General features: G+C 38.3%; 22 protein-coding genes and 1 pseudogene. 18 read left to right on the forward strand and 5 right to left on the reverse strand.

Annotation, left to right across the window (positions count from 1 at the left end):
* The first annotated feature begins 13 nt into the window (after positions 1-13).
* The 6 genes from rpsK (at position 14) to D8836_RS00955 (ending at position 4,588) form a co-directional block, all read left to right on the forward strand.
* A complete protein-coding gene (gene rpsK, locus D8836_RS00930) occupies positions 14-397 on the forward strand; it encodes a 30S ribosomal protein S11 (protein WP_001118385.1) in 384 nt (127 codons plus the stop codon).
* Between the two features lie 42 nt (positions 398-439).
* Positions 440-1,375: a DNA-directed RNA polymerase subunit alpha gene (locus D8836_RS00935; RefSeq protein ID WP_000568988.1), complete on the forward strand. Its 936-nt coding sequence runs from the start codon at positions 440-442 to the stop codon at positions 1,373-1,375.
* Between the two features lie 11 nt (positions 1,376-1,386).
* Entirely contained in the window at positions 1,387-1,773 is a 387-nt protein-coding gene (rplQ, locus tag D8836_RS00940) for a 50S ribosomal protein L17 (protein ID WP_061371300.1), read from the forward strand.
* A gap of 264 nt (positions 1,774-2,037) precedes the next feature.
* The gene (locus D8836_RS00945) at positions 2,038-2,304 is read left to right on the forward strand and encodes an ACT domain-containing protein (RefSeq protein ID WP_000644130.1); all 267 of its coding nucleotides are present in this window, start codon (positions 2,038-2,040) and stop codon (positions 2,302-2,304) included.
* Positions 2,305-2,313: 9 nt separating this feature from the next.
* On the forward strand, positions 2,314-3,651 hold the full coding sequence (locus D8836_RS00950) for a PFL family protein (protein WP_125392875.1): 1,338 nt from the start codon (positions 2,314-2,316) through the stop codon (positions 3,649-3,651).
* 244 nt (positions 3,652-3,895) lie between these two features.
* Entirely contained in the window at positions 3,896-4,588 is a 693-nt protein-coding gene (locus D8836_RS00955) for a histidine phosphatase family protein (RefSeq protein ID WP_125392876.1), read from the forward strand.
* Between the two features lie 102 nt (positions 4,589-4,690).
* Here the strand turns inward: D8836_RS00955 and D8836_RS00960 are convergent, their stop codons facing one another.
* The 3 genes from D8836_RS00960 to D8836_RS00970 are packed head-to-tail and all read right to left on the reverse strand — an operon-like array spanning position 4,691 to position 8,483.
* On the reverse strand, positions 4,691-6,349 hold the full coding sequence (locus D8836_RS00960; protein WP_125392877.1) for an ABC transporter permease: 1,659 nt from the start codon (positions 6,347-6,349) through the stop codon (positions 4,691-4,693).
* A complete protein-coding gene (locus tag D8836_RS00965; protein WP_125392878.1) occupies positions 6,339-7,430 on the reverse strand; it encodes an ABC transporter ATP-binding protein in 1,092 nt (363 codons plus the stop codon). The genes D8836_RS00960 and D8836_RS00965 overlap by 11 nt, the downstream gene beginning before the upstream one ends.
* A 12-nt stretch (positions 7,431-7,442) precedes the next feature.
* Positions 7,443-8,483, reverse strand: a complete 1,041-nt coding sequence (locus D8836_RS00970) for an ABC transporter substrate-binding protein (protein ID WP_125392879.1) — start codon at positions 8,481-8,483, stop codon at positions 7,443-7,445.
* 318 nt (positions 8,484-8,801) lie between these two features.
* On the opposite strand from D8836_RS00970, the gene leuS reads away from it, so the two are divergent.
* The 9 genes from leuS to D8836_RS01020 all read left to right on the forward strand — a co-directional run bounded on the left by leuS (position 8,802) and on the right by D8836_RS01020 (position 17,639).
* Positions 8,802-11,303, forward strand: coding sequence for a leucine--tRNA ligase (gene leuS / locus D8836_RS00975; RefSeq protein ID WP_045612354.1), 2,502 nt, complete (start codon positions 8,802-8,804; stop codon positions 11,301-11,303).
* 92 nt (positions 11,304-11,395) lie between these two features.
* Complete coding sequence (locus D8836_RS00980; RefSeq protein WP_049502632.1) at positions 11,396-11,851, forward strand: MarR family winged helix-turn-helix transcriptional regulator; 456 nt, start codon at positions 11,396-11,398, stop codon at positions 11,849-11,851.
* Between the two features lie 56 nt (positions 11,852-11,907).
* Complete coding sequence (locus D8836_RS00985) at positions 11,908-13,140, forward strand: acyl-CoA thioesterase/BAAT N-terminal domain-containing protein (RefSeq protein ID WP_049502633.1); 1,233 nt, start codon at positions 11,908-11,910, stop codon at positions 13,138-13,140.
* A gap of 669 nt (positions 13,141-13,809) precedes the next feature.
* A complete protein-coding gene (locus D8836_RS00995) occupies positions 13,810-14,676 on the forward strand; it encodes an ABC transporter ATP-binding protein (RefSeq protein ID WP_125392880.1) in 867 nt (288 codons plus the stop codon).
* Positions 14,676-15,518, forward strand: a complete 843-nt coding sequence (locus D8836_RS01000; protein ID WP_084947813.1) for an ABC transporter permease — start codon at positions 14,676-14,678, stop codon at positions 15,516-15,518. The genes D8836_RS00995 and D8836_RS01000 overlap by 1 nt, the downstream gene beginning before the upstream one ends.
* Before the next feature lie 18 nt (positions 15,519-15,536).
* On the forward strand, positions 15,537-15,992 hold the full coding sequence (locus D8836_RS01005; protein ID WP_000701930.1) for a LytTR family DNA-binding domain-containing protein: 456 nt from the start codon (positions 15,537-15,539) through the stop codon (positions 15,990-15,992).
* A 9-nt stretch (positions 15,993-16,001) separates the two neighbouring features.
* Positions 16,002-16,421: a DUF3021 domain-containing protein gene (locus D8836_RS01010; protein ID WP_020902698.1), complete on the forward strand. Its 420-nt coding sequence runs from the start codon at positions 16,002-16,004 to the stop codon at positions 16,419-16,421.
* Between the two features lie 94 nt (positions 16,422-16,515).
* Positions 16,516-17,211 carry a GNAT family N-acetyltransferase gene (locus D8836_RS01015; protein WP_049499490.1) on the forward strand — a complete coding sequence of 232 codons (696 nt, stop codon included), beginning with the start codon at positions 16,516-16,518 and terminating at the stop codon, positions 17,209-17,211.
* Positions 17,212-17,222: 11 nt separating this feature from the next.
* A complete protein-coding gene (locus D8836_RS01020; RefSeq protein ID WP_049499492.1) occupies positions 17,223-17,639 on the forward strand; it encodes a GNAT family N-acetyltransferase in 417 nt (138 codons plus the stop codon).
* Positions 17,640-18,466: 827 nt separating this feature from the next.
* Here the strand turns inward: D8836_RS01020 and D8836_RS01025 are convergent.
* Positions 18,467-18,559, reverse strand: coding sequence for a type I toxin-antitoxin system Fst family toxin (locus tag D8836_RS01025; protein ID WP_094753251.1), 93 nt, complete (start codon positions 18,557-18,559; stop codon positions 18,467-18,469).
* 190 nt (positions 18,560-18,749) lie between these two features.
* Here D8836_RS01025 and D8836_RS11235 point away from each other — a divergent pair.
* Positions 18,750-18,944, forward strand: a pseudogene (locus tag D8836_RS11235) (DUF5966 family protein); the annotation flags it as partial.
* Between the two features lie 82 nt (positions 18,945-19,026).
* Here the strand turns inward: D8836_RS11235 and D8836_RS01035 are convergent.
* A complete protein-coding gene (locus D8836_RS01035; RefSeq protein WP_094753249.1) occupies positions 19,027-19,887 on the reverse strand; it encodes a helix-turn-helix domain-containing protein in 861 nt (286 codons plus the stop codon).
* A 536-nt stretch (positions 19,888-20,423) separates the two neighbouring features.
* Here D8836_RS01035 and D8836_RS01045 point away from each other — a divergent pair.
* On the forward strand, positions 20,424-21,359 hold the full coding sequence (locus D8836_RS01045; protein WP_125392883.1) for an ABC transporter ATP-binding protein: 936 nt from the start codon (positions 20,424-20,426) through the stop codon (positions 21,357-21,359).
* Positions 21,343-22,092: an ABC transporter permease gene (locus D8836_RS01050; protein WP_227325511.1), complete on the forward strand. Its 750-nt coding sequence runs from the start codon at positions 21,343-21,345 to the stop codon at positions 22,090-22,092. Before D8836_RS01045 ends, D8836_RS01050 begins: the two co-directional genes overlap by 17 nt.

The raw sequence follows: 22,092 nt of genomic DNA on the forward strand, positions 1-22,092 counted from the left end.
GGAGGTAAAAGTCTTGGCTAAACCAACACGTAAACGTCGTGTGAAAAAGAATATCGAATCTGGTATTGCTCATATTCACGCTACATTTAATAACACTATTGTTATGATTACTGATGTGCATGGTAATGCAATTGCTTGGTCATCAGCTGGTGCTCTTGGTTTCAAAGGTTCTCGTAAATCTACACCATTCGCTGCTCAAATGGCTTCTGAAGCTGCTGCTAAATCTGCACAAGAACACGGTCTTAAATCAGTTGAAGTTACTGTAAAAGGTCCAGGTTCTGGTCGTGAGTCAGCTATTCGTGCGCTTGCTGCCGCTGGTCTTGAAGTAACAGCAATTCGTGATGTGACTCCAGTGCCACACAATGGTGCTCGTCCTCCAAAACGTCGCCGTGTATAATCATCGCATTACACTGCTTTTCGTTTAAGAGGGAGTAACTAAATGATCGAGTTTGAAAAACCAAATATAACAAAAATTGATGAAAATAAAGATTATGGCAAGTTTGTAATCGAACCACTTGAACGTGGCTACGGTACAACTCTTGGTAACTCTCTTCGTCGTGTACTTCTAGCTTCTCTACCAGGAGCAGCTGTGACATCTATCAATATTGATGGTGTGTTACATGAGTTTGACACAGTTCCAGGTGTTCGTGAAGACGTGATGCAAATCATTCTGAACATTAAAGGAATTGCAGTGAAATCGTACGTTGAAGACGAAAAAATCATCGAACTGGATGTTGAAGGTCCTGCTGAAGTAACAGCCGGTGACATTTTGACAGATAGCGATATTGAAATTGTAAATCCAGATCATTATCTCTTTACAATCGGTGAAGGTTCTTCGCTAAAAGCGACTATGACTGTTAACAGTGGTCGTGGATATGTACCTGCTGATGAAAATAAAAAAGATAATGCACCAGTTGGAACACTTGCTGTAGATTCTATTTATACACCAGTTACAAAAGTCAACTATCAAGTGGAACCTGCTCGTGTAGGTAGCAATGATGGATTTGACAAATTAACCCTTGAAATCTTGACAAATGGAACAATTATTCCAGAAGATGCTTTAGGGCTTTCAGCACGTATTTTGACAGAACATCTTGATTTGTTTACAAATCTTACTGAGATTGCTAAGTCAACTGAAGTGATGAAAGAAGCTGACACTGAATCTGACGACCGTATTTTGGATCGTACGATTGAGGAACTGGACTTGTCTGTGCGTTCATACAACTGTTTGAAACGTGCCGGTATCAATACTGTGCATGATTTGACAGAAAAATCTGAAGCAGAGATGATGAAAGTACGAAATCTTGGACGCAAGAGTTTGGAAGAAGTGAAACTCAAACTCATTGATTTGGGTCTTGGATTAAAAGATAAATAAAGGAGGAATACATGGCTTACCGTAAACTAGGACGCACTAGCTCACAACGTAAAGCAATGCTTCGCGATTTGACAACTGACCTTTTGATCAACGAATCAATCGTGACAACTGAAGCTCGTGCTAAAGAAATCCGTAAAACTGTTGAAAAAATGATTACTCTAGGTAAACGTGGTGATTTGCATGCACGTCGTCAAGCAGCTGCTTTCGTACGTAATGAAATCGCATCTGAAAACTATGATGAAGTAACTGATAAGTACACTTCTACTACAGCACTTCAAAAATTGTTCTCAGAAATCGCACCACGTTATGCTGAACGTAACGGTGGATACACTCGTATCCTTAAAACTGAACCACGTCGTGGTGATGCAGCGCCAATGGCGATCATCGAATTAGTATAAAATCATCAATTTTGTTGAGTGTTATGATGATGGAGTCTTGTGCTCTTAGTCTAGCTCTGGTCTACCGCTAGGATTTCGGTCCTAGCGGGAACACTCATCATAAGTTGGGATAGTAGACGCTTGTTTACGAAATTGTTTTTTGCTTAAGAACAACTTCGTAAGCAGGCGTTTTTGAGTATTTTAGTTAGAATTATGCTATACTATTTGAAAAGAATCCTGTTTAATGTTCAGGTTTCCTATTAAAAGAAGAATTGGAGTTTGCTTATGAAAGCGATTATAACTGTTGTTGGTAAAGATAAATCTGGAATTGTTGCAGGTGTTTCTGGTAAAATTGCAGAATTGGGTTTAAATATTGATGATATCTCTCAAACTGTCTTGGATGAATATTTCACGATGATGGCTGTCGTCTCTAGTGATAAAAAGCAAGATTTTACCTATCTTCGTAATGAATTTGAAGCTTTTGGGCAAACTTTGAATGTGAAAATCAATATTCAGAGTGCAGCGATTTTTGAAGCTATGTATAATATCTAGGAGGTTATCATGGATATTAGACAAGTTACTGAAACCATTGCCATGATTGAGGAGCAAAACTTCGATATCAGAACCATTACCATGGGAATTTCCCTGTTGGACTGTATCGATCCAGATATCAATCGTGCTGCGGAGAAAATTTATCAAAAAATTACGACCAAGGCGGCTAATTTAGTGGCTGTTGGCGATGAAATTGCAGCTGAGTTGGGAATTCCTATCGTTAATAAGCGTGTATCGGTGACACCTATTTCTCTGATTGGAGCAGCGACAGATGCGACGGACTACGTGGTTCTGGCAAAAGCGCTTGATAAGGCTGCGAAAGAAATCGGTGTGGACTTTATCGGTGGCTACTCTGCCTTGGTACAAAAGGGTTATCAAAAGGGAGATGAGATTCTCATCAATTCTATTCCTCGCGCTTTGGCTGAAACGGACAAGGTCTGCTCGTCAGTCAATATCGGCTCAACCAAGTCTGGTATCAATATGACGGCTGTCGCAGATATGGGACGAGTTATCAAGGAAACGGCAACTCTATCTGATATGGGGGCAGCTAAGTTGGTTGTATTCGCTAATGCTGTTGAGGACAATCCATTTATGGCGGGTGCCTTCCATGGTGTTGGGGAGGCAGATGTTATCATCAATGTCGGAGTTTCCGGTCCTGGTGTAGTGAAACGTGCCTTGGAAAAAGTTCGTGGACAGAGCTTTGACGTAGTAGCCGAAACAGTTAAGAAAACTGCCTTTAAAATCACTCGTATCGGTCAATTAGTTGGTCAAATGGCCAGTGAGAGACTGGGTGTGGAGTTTGGTATTGTGGACTTGAGTTTGGCGCCAACTCCTGCGGTTGGAGATTCTGTTGCACGTGTTCTTGAGGAAATGGGGCTAGAGACAGTTGGTACGCATGGAACGACTGCTGCCTTGGCTCTCTTGAATGACCAAGTTAAGAAGGGTGGAGTGATGGCCTGCAACCAAGTCGGTGGTTTGTCTGGTGCCTTTATCCCCGTTTCTGAGGATGAGGGAATGATTGCTGCAGTGCAAAATGGTTCTCTTAATTTGGAAAAACTAGAAGCCATGACGGCTATCTGTTCTGTTGGTTTGGATATGATTGCCATCCCAGAAGATACATCTTCTGAAACCATTGCAGCCATGATTGCGGATGAGGCTGCAATTGGTGTCATTAACATGAAAACAACGGCTGTTCGTATCATTCCTAAAGGAAAAGAGGGAGATATGATTGAATTTGGTGGTCTTCTTGGTACAGCTCCAGTTATGAAAGTCAATGGGGCTTCGTCTGTCGATTTCATCTCTCGTGGAGGACAAATCCCAGCACCAATTCATAGTTTTAAAAATTAAGAAAATAGGAGAAATTTTAAGTTCTATTTAAGGTTGGATGTGTATACTATAATCATTAAATAAAGACCTCCTAATATTATTTGAAACAGATAACTCTGATTTAGTTTGAATTTGATTTTCATCTAATATCTTTATTTAATAGAACTCCTAAACTTTTTCATAATAATCTCCTGCAAAAGTCGCCTGTATGGGTGGCTTTTGTTTTATCATCCATGATATAATAGAAGCAAACGGAGGACGGAAAATGGTAAAAGTGCGATTGTATTTGGTACGCCATGGCAAGACCATGTTTAACACAATTGGTCGAGCGCAAGGTTGGAGCGATACTCCCTTAACAGCTGAAGGTGAGAGAGGGATTCAAGAATTAGGAATCGGTTTGAGAGAATCTGGTTTGCAGTTTGAGCGCGCTTATTCGAGTGATTCAGGGCGCACCATTCAGACAATGGGAATTATCCTTGATGAACTTGGCTTGCAGGGAAAAATCCCTTATCGCATGGACAAGCGTATCAGAGAATGGTGTTTTGGTAGCTTTGACGGAGCTTATGATGGCGATCTTTTCATGGGCATTATTCCTCGTATCTTTAATGTGGACCATGTTCATCAATTGTCTTATGCTGAACTGGCTGAGGGCTTGGTAGAGGTCGATACAGCTGGTTGGGCTGAGGGCTGGGAAAAACTCAGTGGCCGAATTAAGGAAGGTTTTGAAACGATTGCTAAAGAAATGGAAGAGCAGGGGGGAGGCAACGCTCTTGTCGTCAGCCACGGAATGACCATTGGAACCATTGTTTATCTGATTAATGGTATGCATCCGCATGGTCTCGATAATGGTAGCGTGACGGTCCTTGAATATGAGGACGGGCAGTTTAGCGTTGAGGCTGTTGGTGACCGTAGTTACCGAGAACTAGGACGGGAGAAAATGGAGGAAGCCTCTATTTAATTAGTCTAGACTTGCTTGCTATGAACTAGGGATTTGATAGGAATATCAAGATAAGAAAAAACAGCCGAGGGTAATCCTTTCGGCTGTTTTTGATGGGGAAAACTAAAGTGTAATGCTATTGCTTTTAGAGATTTTCATGAACAAGAGCAAGGAACCTATTGTTAGAACAGTCAAGATCGTTGACAAGGCTGCGGCTACACCGTAATTTCCTCTGAGAACCTCTGTATAAATGGCTACAGTCATTGTTCTTGTTTTGACATTGTAGAGGAGGATAGAAGTAGATAGCTCTGAAATCATTGTGACCCAAGATAGGATAGCTCCAGAAATAATACCAGATAGCATCATTGGAGTTGTAATCTTGGCAAAGGTATTGAGACGGCTACTTCCTAAACTTTCAGCGGCTTCTTCAATACTTGGTGCTATTTGTTGCAAGCTAGCAACAGATGAGCGAATAGTATACGGTAATCTTCTGACAGATAGAGACATAATTAAGATGAAAGCAGTCCCTGTAATCATAAGAAATCCACTTCCAAATAGACCGGTATTGAAAGAAGAAATGAAGGCAATCCCTAGAACGGTTCCTGGTACAATATAAGGGACCATACTGAGGCTGTCAATTAAGTTTGTAAACAAATTACGTTTTCTAACGGCTAGGTAGGAGATAAATGTTGCGAATAGGACAACTAGAACTAAGGCAATCAAAGGGATACGAATAGTATTGAAAATAGCAGATCCCATACGATTGAAAGCTACCTTGTAACTGTTTAGAGAATAGCCTTTGACAAATACCATACCTGATGTTTTTAGGAAAGAAGTATAAATCAAGTAGACTTGAGGTAGAACAGAGAACAAGATAATTCCGTAGACTGTCGCATAAATGGCAGCCATTTTTCCTTTTGTAGTTTTTTTAGGCTCAATTGGATGGAGCGAATTCATGCTGAAACTGTAGCGATTTGAAATGTATTTTTGGATAAGGAAAATTGCCAAGGCAATGATAATCGCCATAATTGCTAAAGCAGATGCAAAAGCAGAATTTCCTCCAACCTCGCTAATAAATTGGGTATAAATCAAGACTGGGAAAGTCCGATATCCTTCACCAATTAACATCGGTGTTCCAAAGTCTGAGAATGCTCTCATAAATACAAGTAGGGCAGCTGCTAGTAAGGTTGGAACTAGGAGAGGCAAAACAACCGTTACGATACGCTTAAATCCGAAGGAACCCATGCTTTCAGCAGCTTCAAGTAGAGAATTGTCAATACTTTTCATTGTCCCAGCAACGTATAGAAATACCAGTGGGAATAGTTGCAGTGTAAAGACAAGTACAATTCCTTTGAATCCATAAATATCAATAGCTGGAAGATGGAGAGCATTTGTCAGGAATTTAGTAATGGCCCCATTTCGTCCCAGCAAGAGAATCCAGGAGTAGGCTCCCACGAACGGAGCTGACATAGAAGCAATGATAATCAATATTTGTAGAAATTTCTTTCCCTTGAAGTCATACATGGAAAAAAGATAAGCTAATAGGGTTCCTACAACTAAGGAAGTGACAGTAGCGGTAATGGAGACCTTGAAACTGTTGACAAGTGTCTCAGAGTAGTAAGCTTTACTAAAGAAAGTGACAAAATTAGCTAGTGAGAATTGTCCTTCATGTATGAGTGCTTGCTTGAGCACGGTAACGATAGGATAAACGAGAAAGACAAGATAGGTAAGAAAGATGAAGAAAGAGGAGGCTGTCCAAATATTTAGTTTTTTACGTTCCATGGTTGACTCCTTTTATCAGGTTTTGGGAACCATCTGCAGAAAAGACGTTTAATTTTTGAGTATTGATTCGTAGACGAATACGATCGCCTTTTTGTAGATCTTCTTCAAAAGTTGATTCTTCGCTAACCTGAATTTTTGAGGCAAAGCCTGTTTCAATGAAATACTCCGTATTTAGTCCAAGATAGACGCTATCGCTAATAGTTCCTTCAATATCTCCAGATTCATCTTTGATAAATTCTTCAGGACGAATGCTTACATGAATGGCTTGCTCCTCAGCCTGATCAAGAGCTGGCATTCGAAGAGCATAGCCATCTGAAAAGACGATATAAGCGCCGTCGCTCCGTTTTTCGAGATTGGCAGGGATAATATTTGTGCGTCCGATAAAGGTTGCTACAAACTCATTAGCTGGTTTATGATAGAGTTCTTTTGGTCGGCCGATTTGTTGAATCACCCCATCTTTCATAACAGCAATTTGGTCTGAAATAGCCATAGCTTCTTCTTGGTCGTGGGTCACATAAACAGTTGTAATTCCCACTTCGTGTTGGATTTCTCGAATGGCTTGACGCATATCCAAGCGAAGTTTGGCATCTAGGTTACTGAGCGGCTCGTCCATGAGGAGAACACTTGGATTAACAGCTAAGGCGCGTGCCAAGGCGACACGTTGTTGTTGTCCACCACTAAGTTTATCGGGCTTTCGATCCGCATATTGAGCAATTTGCATGAGTTCAAGATACTTATTGGTCTGTTGGACCAATTCTTCTTTAGGGACTTTCTTTTGCTTGAGACCAAAAGCAACATTATCTCGAACAGTCAAATGTGGGAAAATAGCGTAGTTTTGAAAAACCATCCCTATATTGCGTTTGCTAGGTTCCATATTATTGATTTTTGTATCATCGAAGTACAATTCTCCGCCTTCGATACTGTTGAAGCCTGCAATCATGCGAAGAAGAGTCGTTTTCCCACACCCTGAAGGACCAAGGATGGTAAAGAGGCTTCCTTTGGGAATAGTGACATTCAAGTTTTCAATAACAGGGACGTCGTGGTAGATTTTTTTGGCGTTAATAATTTTGATCTCACTCATAGTGAACCCCTTTTACTGTTTAGATTGGATATCTGTAAAAATGTCATTGTACTTTTTAAGAATAGTGGATTTGTTTTTAATGACATAATCTGAATCTTCGGTGGCAATCTTGATTTCTGTCATTGCCTTCATATTTTTATTGGTTTTAGCATTTTTACGAATAGGTCTGATTGTAGTTTCAGTTCCTAGCTTATCTTGGATTTCTTGAGAAAGGAGGAAATCGATAAATTTTTTAGCGTTTTCCATGTGTTTGGCATTTTTGACGATAGCCGCGTTACCAGGTAAAAAGACGGTACCTTCTTTTGGATAAATAACTTTTACATCAACTCCATCATTTAAGAGTTTTAAGGCAGGATCTTCATAGGTGAGTCCTACAGCCATTTCTCCATCGGCGACAGCTTTATAAACATTCGAAGAGCTAGATGCAATTTTTCCATCTACTAGGGTAAATAGATTTTTCACATAGGTCCAAGCTTGTTCATTTTCGTATCCACCTTGATCGACAAGCATGTTTGTTAATTGAGCAAAGGCACTTGAAGCGTTACTTGGATCAGCAGTAGCGATTTTTCCTTTTAATTTAGGATTGAGTAGATCATTGTAGCCTTCAATTTTAATATCTTTTGTAAGAGCTGAATTGGCAATGATAACACTGACATCCAGTGTATAAGGTGTGTAGAATCCTGTTTTATTTTGATATTCAGGGATTATCTGGTCATTTTCTTGGGAAATATAAGGTTCAAAAAGATTTTCGTTAGAAGAGAAGAGGGTGTAGGAGCCTCCGAAAATGACATCGGCTACTGGGGATTCTTTTTCGGCCTCAGCTTTTTTGAACAATTCACCCGTGCTGGCTTGTACTAAGTCAACCTTAATACCATATTTTTCTTCGAAGGCTGGGACTGTTTCTTCGATAAGGTCTTCAGGGTTAGGCGAGTAGACAACCAAAGTGCTATCTGAATCTTTTTCAGTGCTAGTTTCCGCTTCTGTTGTTGAAGAACATCCTGATAAAGTAAGAAATATCCATCCACAAGAGAGAAAGAATAGTAGTTTTTTCATAAGAATCTCCTTTTTACGAACATTTTCTCTACCTAGATTGTTAATGTTTTTAAATTGTAGAGTTCTACAGGATATAATAAAAACCTTAAAGAAATCTAAAACGGGGAATATGAGTCAAAGGCGTTAGGGGGAAAAAGATGGAAGAGACAAATAATCGATATAAGTTAATTTCAAGTGCTAGCTAATTTTTTATACTGCTAAATAAGCTGGATTTGCGATTCAGTCTTTCTTGGCATACAAGCCCAAAAGAACATTTCTCGTCTTTCAAATTCCCTCAAAAATGGTATAATAGTAACATCACAAAATTGGAGAGAGACCATGAGTTTTTACAATCATAAAGAAATTGAGCCTAAGTGGCAGGGCTACTGGGCAGAACATCATACATTTAAGACAGGAACAGATGCATCAAAACCTAAGTTTTATGCTCTTGATATGTTTCCTTATCCGTCTGGAGCGGGTCTGCACGTAGGACATCCAGAAGGTTATACCGCAACGGATATCCTCAGCCGTTTCAAACGTGCGCAAGGATACAATGTCCTTCACCCAATGGGTTGGGATGCTTTTGGTTTGCCTGCAGAGCAATACGCTATGGATACAGGTAATGACCCAGCAGAATTTACAGCTGAGAACATTGCCAACTTCAAACGCCAAATCAATGCGCTTGGATTTTCTTATGACTGGGATCGTGAAGTCAATACAACAGATCCAAACTACTACAAGTGGACCCAATGGATTTTCACTAAGCTTTACGAAAAAGGCTTGGCCTATGAAGCGGAAGTGCCAGTAAACTGGGTTGAGGAATTGGGAACAGCCATCGCCAACGAAGAGGTTCTTCCTGACGGAACTTCTGAGCGTGGAGGCTATCCAGTTGTCCGCAAGCCAATGCGCCAATGGATGCTCAAAATCACGGCTTACGCAGAGCGCTTGCTCAATGATTTAGATGAACTAGATTGGCCGGAGTCTATCAAGGACATGCAACGCAACTGGATTGGGAAATCAACTGGTGCTAATGTAACTTTTAAAGTTAAGGGAACAGACAAGGAATTCACAGTCTTTACCACTCGTCCGGACACCCTTTTCGGTGCGACTTTCACTGTTTTGGCTCCTGAACATGATTTGGTTGACGCTATCACAAGTCCAGAGCAAGCAGAAGCAGTAGCAGACTATAAACACCAAGCTAGCCTCAAGTCTGACTTGGCTCGTACAGACCTTGCCAAAGAAAAAACTGGTGTTTGGACTGGTGCTTATGCCATCAACCCTGTCAATGGTAAGGAAATTCCAATCTGGATTGCCGACTATGTTCTTGCTAGTTACGGAACAGGTGCCGTTATGGCTGTGCCTGCCCACGATCAACGTGACTGGGAATTTGCCAAACAATTTGACCTTCCAATCGTAGAAGTACTTGAAGGTGGAAATGTAGCAGAAGCTGCCTACACAGAAGATGGCCTTCACGTTAATTCAGACTTCCTAGATGGACTCAACAAAGAAGACGCAATTGCTAAGATTGTGGCTTGGTTGGAAGAAAAAGGCTGTGGTCAAGAGAAGGTGACCTACCGTCTCCGCGACTGGCTCTTTAGCCGTCAACGTTACTGGGGTGAGCCAATTCCTATCATTCATTGGGAAGACGGAACTTCAACAGCTGTTCCTGAAAATGAATTGCCACTTGTCTTGCCAGTAACCAAGGATATCCGTCCTTCAGGTACTGGTGAAAGTCCACTAGCTAATTTGACAGATTGGCTTGAAGTGACTCGTGAAGATGGTGTCAAAGGTCGTCGCGAGACCAACACAATGCCACAATGGGCAGGTTCAAGCTGGTACTACCTCCGCTATATTGACCCGCACAATACTGAGAAATTGGCCGATGAGGAGCTCCTCAAACAATGGTTGCCAGTAGATATCTACGTGGGTGGTGCAGAGCATGCCGTTCTTCACTTGCTTTATGCTCGTTTCTGGCACAAATTCCTCTATGACCTCGGTGTTGTTCCAACTAAGGAACCATTCCAAAAACTCTTTAACCAAGGGATGATTTTGGGAACCAGCTACCGTGACCACCGTGGGGCTCTTGTGGCGACTGACAAGGTTGAAAAACGTGACGGTTCCTTCTTCCATGTAGAAACAGGTGAAGAGTTAGAGCAAGCGCCAGCTAAGATGTCTAAATCGCTCAAGAACGTGGTTAACCCTGACGATGTGGTGGAACAATACGGTGCCGATACCCTTCGTGTTTATGAAATGTTTATGGGACCACTTGATGCTTCGATTGCTTGGTCAGAAGAAGGTCTGGAAGGAAGCCGTAAGTTCCTTGACCGTGTTTACCGCTTGATTACAAGTAAAGAAATAGCTGCGGAAAACAATGGCGCTCTTGACAAAGTTTACAACGAAACTGTTAAAGCTGTCACAGAACAAATCGAATCCCTCAAATTCAACACAGCCATTGCCCAACTTATGGTCTTTGTCAATGCAGCTAACAAGGAAGACAAGCTTTATGCAGACTACGCCAAAGGCTTTATCCAATTGATTGCACCATTTGCGCCTCACTTGGCAGAAGAGCTCTGGCAAACAGTTGCAGCAACAGGTGAGTCAATCTCTTATGTGGCTTGGCCAACTTGGGACGAAAGCAAATTGGTTGAAGACGAAATCGAAATTGTCGTCCAAATCAAAGGTAAAGTCCGTGCCAAACTCATGGTCGCTAAAGACCTATCACGAGAAGAATTGCAAGAGATTGCTCTAGCTGATGAAAAAGTCAAAGCAGAAATTGACGGTAAGGACATCGTAAAAGTAATTGCGGTACCGAATAAATTGGTTAATATTGTTGTGAAATAAGATAAGAATCCTTCAGAGTAGAATCTGGAGGATTTTTTATTTGACAGGAAGTTTCTGTTTTGTTAATATGATTAACAAAGAAAAGAGAGATTATGGATAAAAAAGAATTTATTGCATTTAATAATCGTTTCAATAGATTTATTTTAGCGTTTGACCAGTTAAAAAAAAATCAACATAAAAGTGGTGTTGACAAATCCATTACTTTGAATGAGGTACATTTGATTGTTGTGATTGGGGAAAATCAGCCCTTAAATCTAGTAAAATTATCTGAATTATTAGAAGTTTCAAGAAGTGCAATAACTCAAAGTGTTAGGAGATTGATTCAAAAAAATTTAGTTGTTTTTGATTTTGATCCGAATAATGGGAAAAATAAATATTTGAGATTATCTGAAAAAGGCATCGAAGTTTTTAAAATCCATAAGGAGCAACAAGCACATATTGAAAAATCAATCTTTTCAGTTTTAAACAACTATAGCGAGGTGGAACTTCAAACAGTTGTGAAATTGATGGATGATATTGAAAAGGTGTGGGGAGAATTACCGTGGTAAAAGTCGCGGTAAATTTTAAATACAATTGTTAAGTAAATTAACAAAAAGGAGAAGATATGACTGTAAACATAGAACTGATTTCACAAACAGATCTAGCGGATGAATCTTTTTATATTGCTATTAATGGTTTAGAACCAAGGGCAATGTATTGTGTAGAAATGTACCTGTCTGATTATTACTGTATAAATGCTCCCGTGCTTTTAGATCATGATGTTATATGGAAATCAACCGCAATTTTTTTATCTGATCAGGACGGTATGATTGATACCTCTCAGACAGCATCTATTTCGGGATCTTATAAAGGAGTTTCAGAAATGGGATTATTCTTTAATGCGAAACCGTTGAAGAATAGGAAAAGGAGATTACCGAGTTCTCTTGATAGAATTCCATTACGAGATTGTTTTGGTGTTGAAATTAAAATCAAGCTGGGGAAAGATGTGGTCGCGGAGCAAAGTTTCGTAAGGCGTTATATGAATCTAGGAGTAAGATATCAAGATATCTATGACAAGCATTTTCAAGGTCGATTATTCTATGATGAAAAGTTAAGAAGGGCGCCAGCCGTGATTATTGTTAGCGGTAGTGAGGGGAGAATTGAAAAAGCTCAAAATATTGCCCAACTTTTATCTTCAAGAGGCTATATTTGTCTTGCGATAGCTTATTTTGGTTTAGAGGGATTACCCCAAAATTTAGAACGAATTCCGATAGAATGTCTGGAAGAGGCGAAAGATTTTCTATATCATCATCCTCAAGTTGATAATACAAAAATAGGAATATATGGTCGCTCTAAAGGAGCAGAGCTTGTTCTGGCTGGACAAAGTATTTTGGATGATGTGCAATGTTTAGTACTCAATTCTCCCTCAAATGTAATATTTGAGGGAATAAAGGGAAAACTCAATTCTAATTCATCTTCTTGGACATATTTGCAAAAAGAACTTCCGTATCAAAAATTTCAGTTAGGAAATTACTTGTTAAACAAGTTTTTTGGAAAACATATTCCTGAAGATAGTAGGGCCCAGATTGATGTGAGTAAAATTTCCTCTCCTTTATTATTACTAGGAAGCGATGTTGATGAAATATGGAATGCATCATCCGCGATAGATGATATCATTTCACATTATAAAGGGGAATCCATTTTGTTTAAAAAATACCATGAAACAGGGCATATGTTGACGGTTGCTTATCAACCGAATCATCGTTATCGAAAAGATTGGCGCTTATTAATGAAAGAAAGTGTAGACTCTTGGTTTGCTACGATAAGTTTTTTTGATACACATCTGAAGAATTTGTAGATAGTCCTGAACCGTACTATAATAGTCCCAACTAAGATAAAAACACAGTTCTGGTTGGTAGTCCAGTCTACAAAAGCAAACACTAAAACAAGAGAAATTTGAATACAAACAGTAAAAACGTAGAGAGAAGTACAAGAGTTACTAGTGACTTTCTCTTTCATAAAATAGAACAGCTCTTCTCGGATAAAAAGAGCTGTTTTTTGCTTGTATTGAAAATTCTTTTCATAGATTATTTCCTAATGGATTTACTTGTCGTTAAAAATTTGGCTAATGGAAGTTTCAAATTCAGGACAATACTTACTTGCTTCAAATTCAATCATATCATATTCAGCAGTTTCATTTTGATAGAAGGGATTGTGTGTCATGATTTCTAGTTAATTTTTTATTGTTTGATTTGGCGAGAATAATACTACCGATTCTTGAATTTTTCGGTCAGATGCGGTAAAACATCTCTTTTATAGCGCATATTTAAAAATATAATGTGTTTTTGTAAGTGTTTTTAAGCTTCATTTAGCAATTCGGTAGGAGAAAAATGGCTGTAGCCTTCTCTACTTTAACTTAACCCTAATTATCTCACCACTTAACCTTTTATTTTAACCACTTATCTCAAAAGTCGATTTTTCTGTCATTATTTTTGTTAAACTAGTGAGATAAAAGGAGGGAAGAAATATGATTTTACAAGCTAAACATTTGACTAAACGGTACGGTACTCATATGGCTGTCGATGATATTCAGTTAGAGTTTGAAAAAGGAAGTTTCAATGCTATTTTGGGACCCAATGGTGCAGGAAAATCAACCACCATTTCCATGTTAATCGGTTTGAAAAAGCCGACACAAGGTCAGATTCGCTATGCGCCAAATACGAAAATCGGAGTTGTTTTTCAAGCTAGTGTACTGGATGAGATGTTGACGGTTAGGGAAAATCTCACGATTCGTGCTCAACAGTATAAGGAGATTGCAGCAAGTCGTGTGGATGATTTGATCCATCAACTGGGCTTGACTGCTTTCCAGAAACAACTATATGGGACTTTATCAGGTGGGCAAAAACGTCGGGTTGATATTGCGCGTGCTCTTCTTTCGCGACCAGATATTCTTTTCTTGGATGAACCAACGACAGGTCTTGATATTCAGACTCGCAAATCCATCTGGGAGCTACTGTATCGGCTACAAAAGGATGAAGGGATGACTATTATCTTAACGACTCATTATCTGGATGAAGCGGATGAAGCGGATCGGATCTATATTGTTGATCATGGGAAAGTGATTGCGCAAGGTTCTGCGACTGCTATTAAAAGTCAGTATGCTTCTAATATCCTAAAAATTCGTTTTAAAGAAATGAAGGATTTAGAAAAGTTGTTACAGACTGGAATGACAGTAGAGGAAGAAAATGAGTTGGAATATCTTTTTTATCCAAGGACGTCACAGGAAGCCATTGAATATTTGGCAAAAGTTCGAGAAGAAATTGATTCTTTTGAGTTTCGTCCGGGCACTATGGATGATGCCTTTATTGCACTTACAGGAAGAGAGGTTCGCTAATGTTAGCTTTATTGAAACGGAATTTTATCTTATATTTTCGTAATCGTTCAGGAGTATTTTTCTCATTATTGGGGGCATTGATTTCCTTCCTGCTTTATATCATTTTTTTGCAGAAGAACTTGACGGATGCTTGGACCCAACTCCCTGATAATACGAAGCTTTTAAATAACTGGCTGATGGGTGGGACCTTGGCTGTGACTGGGATTACAACCAGTTTTACGGCTCTTACACAAATGGTACAGGATCGTGAAAATCAAGTAGATCAAGATCTTTTCTTGACAGATTTAGGTAGCTGGGGCTTACAGGTGTCCTATCTAATCAGCAGTATTATCATTTCTTTTGTCATGCAGGTGTTTATGTTTGCTGTTATGAGCCTTTATTTTAGAGAAAGTCCAGTTATCAGTTATTTACCGGAAATTACTTTGATTATGCTGTTAAGCAGTCTGCTTTCAAGTGTGGTAAATATTCTTTTGATTTACCGTTTTCAATCTGTAGATAGTCTTGGCAAACTGGCAACTATAGTGGGGACTGCTTCTGGATTTTTGGTAGGAACTTATATCCCCATTGGAGTATTACCTGATTTTGCACAAATTATCATGAAGTGTACCCCTGCAACTTATATTGCTTCTCTCTATCGACAAATTTTAATGAAAGAGCGGTTAGAAACTGCATTTACAGGAAATAGCAGATTGTTAAAGGAATTTCAAGAAAAAATGGGAATCCAAATCAACTGGCAAGAACTATTGACAAAGGAAGAGACATACTTTATAGTGGTTATTATCAGTCTTGTCGCTATTTTTCTTTGGATTTTATTTGTTAAAGTGTTTAGCAAGAGAAAATAAAAGTATATTGGAGAGAAAATGAAGATTCGTTTTGAAATGAAGGCAGAGTTTTCAGAAAAGGACCCACATATTGTAATTCAGGCAGCTCAGTTAACCGACCAAGCGAGGGAAGTCATGGAGTATTTAGAACAATTTTCAACAACCAATCAGGTGGTCATTCCTATTCGAACGGATGATCATCTGGTTATGGTGAAAATTGAGGATCTTATTTTAGCAGATATCGATAAGAACTTGTTGACCATTTATACGGTAGACGGGATTTATAAAACTAAGGAAACATTGACAAACTTTCAGAATAGGATTAACCGACGGAACTTTATACAGATATCACGCCATTCAATTATAAACATTGACCACTTAGAATCGTTATCAGATAGTTTTTCAGGGAACATGATGGCTAAAATGACTCGGGGCATCAAATCTAGTGTGAGTCGGAAATACGTTAAGTCCTTAATGAATTATCTAGGTTTATAGGAGAAAATCATGAAACGATTAATTGATTATTTTGTATCGGGAATGCGTACGGCTTCCTTCTTTTATTTGAGTATGATGTTATTAGCTCAGTGTTATCCAGGTATTACCTATCCTGAACCAATGATAAAAAATATTCTAGCTCTGTTTTTAATGGGTGGAATTATGGGGGTATTGACTTTAATACTTGAAAAGCTAGAGTTTCTTGCTTTTAGTATACGTGTAGGAGTTCATTTATTAGTGACAGCTACTATTTTAGTATTGACCTCTCTATTTTTGGGCTGGGGTTCAGCCTTGTGGAGTCCCTTGCTTTGGTTCTTTTTCTTGTTAATTTATGGATTGATATGGTTGTATCAAATCTGGAAAAATCACAAACTCACCCAACGAATTAATCAAGCCTTAGAGGATAAAAGACAGAAAACGGGTCACTAATATAGTGTTGAGGATGAAGTTTGAAGACAGTGCCAGTTTCCAAAGAGAACAATTTGTGATATAGTATTTTCAGCGTAAAACAAGGAGAAGAAAGATGCCAGTAAACGAATATGGTCAAATGGTTGGGGAGTCAATGGAAGGTTATACACCAGGTGAATTGCCTTCTATTGATTTCTTAGAAGGGCGTTATGCTCGGATAGAGGCTCTCTCGGTAGAAAAACATGCGGAGGATTTGCTAGCTGTTTATGGCCTGGATACTCCTCGGGAGATGTGGACCTACCTTTTTCAGGAGCCAGTAGCAGATATGGAGGAGTTGGTTAGCCTTTTAAATCAGATGTTGGCTCGTAAGGACCGTTTTTACTATGCAATCATAGACAAGGCAACTGGTAAGGCTTTGGGAACTTTTTCTCTCATGCGCATTGACCAAAATAACCGAGTGATAGAAGTGGGAGCGGTCACTTTTTCTCCAGAGCTCAGGGGAACACGAATAGGGACAGAAGCTCACTATCTCTTGGCGCGCTATGTTTTTGAGGAGCTTAACTATCGTCGCTACGAATGGAAATGTGATTCTCTTAATCTGCCATCCAGACGAGCTGCGGAGCGTTTGGGATTTGTCTATGAAGGGACCTTCCGCCAGGCAGTCGTATATAAGGGGCGTACTCGTGATACGGATTGGTTGTCTATGATTGATAAGGACTGGCCCAAAGTCAAAGCTCGATTGGAAGCATGGTTGGCTCCTGAAAATTTTGATAAAAATGGACGACAGTACAAGAGCTTAAGAGAGCTTTAATAGGTGTTGACATGATCACTATTAAAAAGCAAGAAATTGTCAAGTTAGAGGATGTTTTGCATCTCTATCAGGCTGTCGGTTGGACAAATTATACCCATCAACCAGAGATGCTGGAGCAGGCCTTATCTCATTCATTAGCGATTTATGTGGCGCTTGATGATGATACTGTGGTGGGCTTGATTCGTTTGGTTGGAGATGGATTCTCATCAGTATTGGTTCAAGATTTAATCGTTTTACCTATCTATCAGCGTCAAGGGATTGGTAGTGCCCTAATGAAAGAGGCTTTAGAGGCTTACAAAGATGTCTATCAAGTCCAGCTGGTGACAGAACAGACAGAAAGAACCTTGAGATTCTATCGTTCTATGGGCTTTGAAATCTTATCCACCTATAATTGTATAGGGATGACTTGGGTGAATAGAGAAAAATAACAAAACTTGTTTTTCTTAAGCAAAGTTTAAGGATGGTCTAGTATTATATAACCATTAAATAAAGACCTCCTAACTTTATTTAATGAAATCCTAAAACTTTTTTTCATCATAATCTCCTAATGAAGTCACCCAATCAGGTGGCTTTTTTTGTGGGGTGGATAGATGCTGATAGAAATTTTTGGCAAAATGGTAGAATTTGAGAAAAGTTAAGCTAGTTTTAAGCTTCGTCTTGTATCATATAGTTATTAAATAAAGACCTCCTAACTTTATTTAATAAAATCCTAAACTTTTCTTTTTCATAATAATCTCCCTTAACTCCACCCAATCAGGTGGAGTTTTTTGGCTCTATTTCAGGCTTTTGGGGACTATTCTAAAAATAATTTTCCGATGTTTTCCGGTATTTTTCGGATTTTGGTCGGGGAATTGGCGGAGACTTTTTTAGAAAATATGACTAAGAAATAGGTCTGTTGTTGCTTCAGCTACTTCAAACTCAATTTGATTGTAAGTAACTATTAATTGAAGGACTGGAACTGCTGTAATAATGATTTTGCTTGTCCAGTAGTGGCGTATTAAATGAGGAGTGACATGTAAGATTGTCTCTTCGTTTACTAAATCAAAATTTCTATGAAATTGATAGAATCCCTAACTTTCTCTTAAACTTGAAAGTCTTGTTGTAAAGCGGTTAAAGCTTGAGAAGCTGAGAATGTAAAGTTTTGACAAATTTTGTCAACTGTGGGATAATAAAAGGGAATTAAGTATTGTGTCTATATCATAGGCTAGAAAAGACCCCAAGCTCACGTCCAAATAAGCTTGGGGTCTTTTTGACACTATTTGTTCTTGTTTAGCCATTTATCGACTAAGCGAAGAACGACACCGACCACAATTGGTCCGATGATAGTTTTAAGTATTGTATCCATCATGGGCTAATTCACCTCCTCTCGCAGGCGGTGTAGAAGTGCCGAACAATATTATACCATAAAAGAGAAATTGGGCAAAAACTCAATTTCAGGAGAAAATGAAGTAAATCTTTCCACAATAAAACGCATAGTATCAGGTTTTCAACACTGATATTATGCGTTTTTTGATTTTAAAGACTTTTTTCTCAGACTTATGATTGGTTTTGTCAGTTTTCTTATTTTCGTGGAGGGTTATGGAATTTATCTGTTCTTTACTGAATCCAACCTTTATGTAGAAGATTTATCCCAGAATGGATTATTTGGTTTTACGACTTTCTTTATCATCTTTAATTTAGTTTTACTGGCTTTAGCATGCTGGGCAGGATACAAGTGGAAGAGGGGATATTAACAAAAGTGGAGAAAACTACATTAGTTCCTCTCCACTTTTATGTTTCTAGCTAATTGGTAATTATAACTTATTACGATCGAAGTCACCTATCCTTATCTTTCAAAAAATGGTCAATCTTAGCCATCAAGAGCTTGTGCCCGTATATTTTACAGATATCACGAGCCTGTAAATAATAGTCAAGAATTTCATCGTGCTTTAAAAAATCTTTTCCGGCGTTCGCAACGATAGTTAAAAGAGGTGCCAGCTGATAGCTGGTCTCTTTTTGTTTACAAAAGTCAATGGTTTCTAAGGCCTCTTGGACAGCTTCTAACTCTTTCCCTTTAGAGTGTAAATAATAAGCGAAATTATGTTTAACTCGAATATAACCAAATAAATACTCTTGATGGTTTAAATCTTTTTCCTGATACAAACTGATAAGAAGTGAGTTATTTTCTTCGTATTCTGCATCACGCCCTACAGAAAAATAAAAATTAGATAAAGTATTGAGGAGTTTAAGATACACAGATGAACTAGACGAAAGTTTTGGCAAAGTGTTTTCTAGACTGGCAATAGCTTCATCTTTGGAACCATGTAAGTAGAAAAGGATAATCGCTTGAATCCATAGAAGATAAAATTCATCCTCAGTAGACAGATACTGAGACTTTTCTTTTTCTAAGTTTAAGAGGTATTCTAAATCCTCGTAATTACGATCTTCAAGTAATTTTTCTGCTAATTTCTTAAACGGTGTTATATTGGAAGTCATTTCAATCTGTTCATCGAAAAAATATTCTAAGGGAACTTGAAGCCGATTTGCAAGTTTATAGAGTAAATCAGCAGCAGGCATATAGTTGCCACGTTCTATTTTGCTGATTTGGCTTTGCTCACAAATTCCTTCGGAAAGTGTTTTTTGTGAGAAGCCTTTTTCTTTTCTCTTTGCTTTTAGTTTGTCAGATAATATGCTCATCTTTAAACCTTCTTTAAATAAATTTATGATTAATTATATACTTTTAATCTCTATTTTTCAACTTCCTGGCATAGAAATAGTCTCAAAAGAATAAATAGGAAATAAACTGAAAAAAAGAATACTTTTTATTGACAAAGAAGATTCAAAGTAGTACACTTACAAGTGTAAAGATAAGAAAATGTGGTTAATATGAGTATTTTAGCAAAGTTTCGTAAAATCATTTTTAGAATATATTTTTTTAGGATTCTTTGTAAGCGGTTGCTTTTAAAAACTGTAAATCAATTACAATATATTTTGGATTTGAGAGTTATACAACAAGCTTCAACAATTAGTGTAGTTAATCTTGGACTGGAGGATTTATTTATTGAATGTTTGTGAAGTAACATTTATATAATGAATCGTGCCACAGATTGAAGGACTTAAAGGGGGGACTGTAAGTTTGCTATACCCTATTACCTTCTCATATAACTAGTTATACAGGAACTACTCTATTATGTCTTTTGATGTGGGTGTATAGATGTTAGGAGGAGAATAAAATGAGAAATCCAGTAATACAGACATCTAATTTATCAAAATCCTATGATGGGAAGATTGTCTTAGATAAGATAGACTTTACGCTAAAACAGGGAGAAATCTATGGCTTACTAGGAAGAAATGGCGCTGGAAAGACTACCTTTATCAAAGCTATTTTAGGTTTGACAGCGATGGATAGTGGTGAAGTGAATATTCTATCTGAAAAACTGTTAGGTGAATTTTCTAAGGATTTGCTATCTCAAATCGGTGTGGTATTGGACAGTGCTTCTTTTTATCCTAATTTAACGGGACCTGAAAATCTCTCTATTTTTGCGAGATTGAGAGGAGTTTCGCTAAAACAAGTAGAGCAAGCTTTACAAGTAGTAGGATTAGATGGGGAAAATAAAAAACTATTCAAGCAGTATTCTTTGGGAATGAAGCAAAGGTTAGCAATTGCTAACGCTATTATGCACCAGCCGAAAATTCTGATATTAGATGAACCAACAAATGGTTTAGATCCTATTGGTATCCTTGAAATGCGCCGTTATCTAAAGGAACTCAGTACCAATCATGGCATTTCGATTTTAATATCCAGCCACATTATTTCAGAACTTGAAAAGCTTGTAGATAGAGTTGGGATACTGCATGATGCCCACCTTATGGCTGAAAAGACTATGAAGGAATTAATAGATGGTGCAGATAAAAGGAAAATCCACCTAATTGTTTCGGATGCTCCTCAAGCTAAGGAAGTGCTTTGCAGGATAAATCTGCAAGAACAGATTAGTATTCTTTCGGATATAGAACTTGAACTTCAGGGAGAATCACCTACTTTTGACATTGCAGTCGTATCTAACTCCTTAAAAGACAACGGAATAGTTCTAAAAGAATATTCTTATAAAAACAATGAAAGTTTAGAGGATTACTTTAAGCGGATAACAGGAGGTGAGGGAATTGCTTGATTTAGTGAAGATTGAATTTCTCAAACAAAGGCATCAAAAACTGAATTTTGTCGTATATGGTGTTGTTTCCCTCTACCTAGCTCTCATCTGTTATTATGTAAATGATGCGAGAGGCTTGTTTGACTCCTTTCCCTTTGTCTATAAATTCTCTTTGTCTTATTTAAACTTTTTGATTCTCCCTTTGTATTGTGTTTCCTATACAATACAGGCATTTGGTGTAGAATATCGCTATCGCATCATGAACAACTTGAAACTCGCTTCAGCAAATCTGATGAAGACATTCTGGGCTAAGATTTTGTATATTGAAATCAACGCTCTTTGTATCATGTTATTCACCTATATTTCGGTTTCCTTATTTGCACTACTATCTCGCTTTTCTTCAACAGTCAGTTTGTCTTTATTATTAAGATTCTTCTATCTTTGTATGAGTAGTGGTGTCTTAATTCCCATGGGTGTATTTCCTTTAGTTGCTTTGCTCATGATAAAAGTAAGAGGCAAGGAGATAGTTGGAAATTTGGTCGGCGTCATGTATGTTTTAGTGTCATTTTTTTTAGCAAGGACGAGTCCAAATATCAGTCCAGTTACAAGCGCTAACAGTTTAATTTGGGAAGGAAACAGAGAAGGAGTGGTGCTTCAACAGCCAGTTATCTTATCGATTATTGTACTAGGTTTATCTTTACTTGTTTTGTCTTTCTTGTCCATTAAATCTTGGTTAAGAAAGGTGGATGAATAA

This window comes from Streptococcus mitis (assembly GCF_003942995.1).
Taxonomy (GTDB): domain Bacteria; phylum Bacillota; class Bacilli; order Lactobacillales; family Streptococcaceae; genus Streptococcus; species Streptococcus mitis_CV.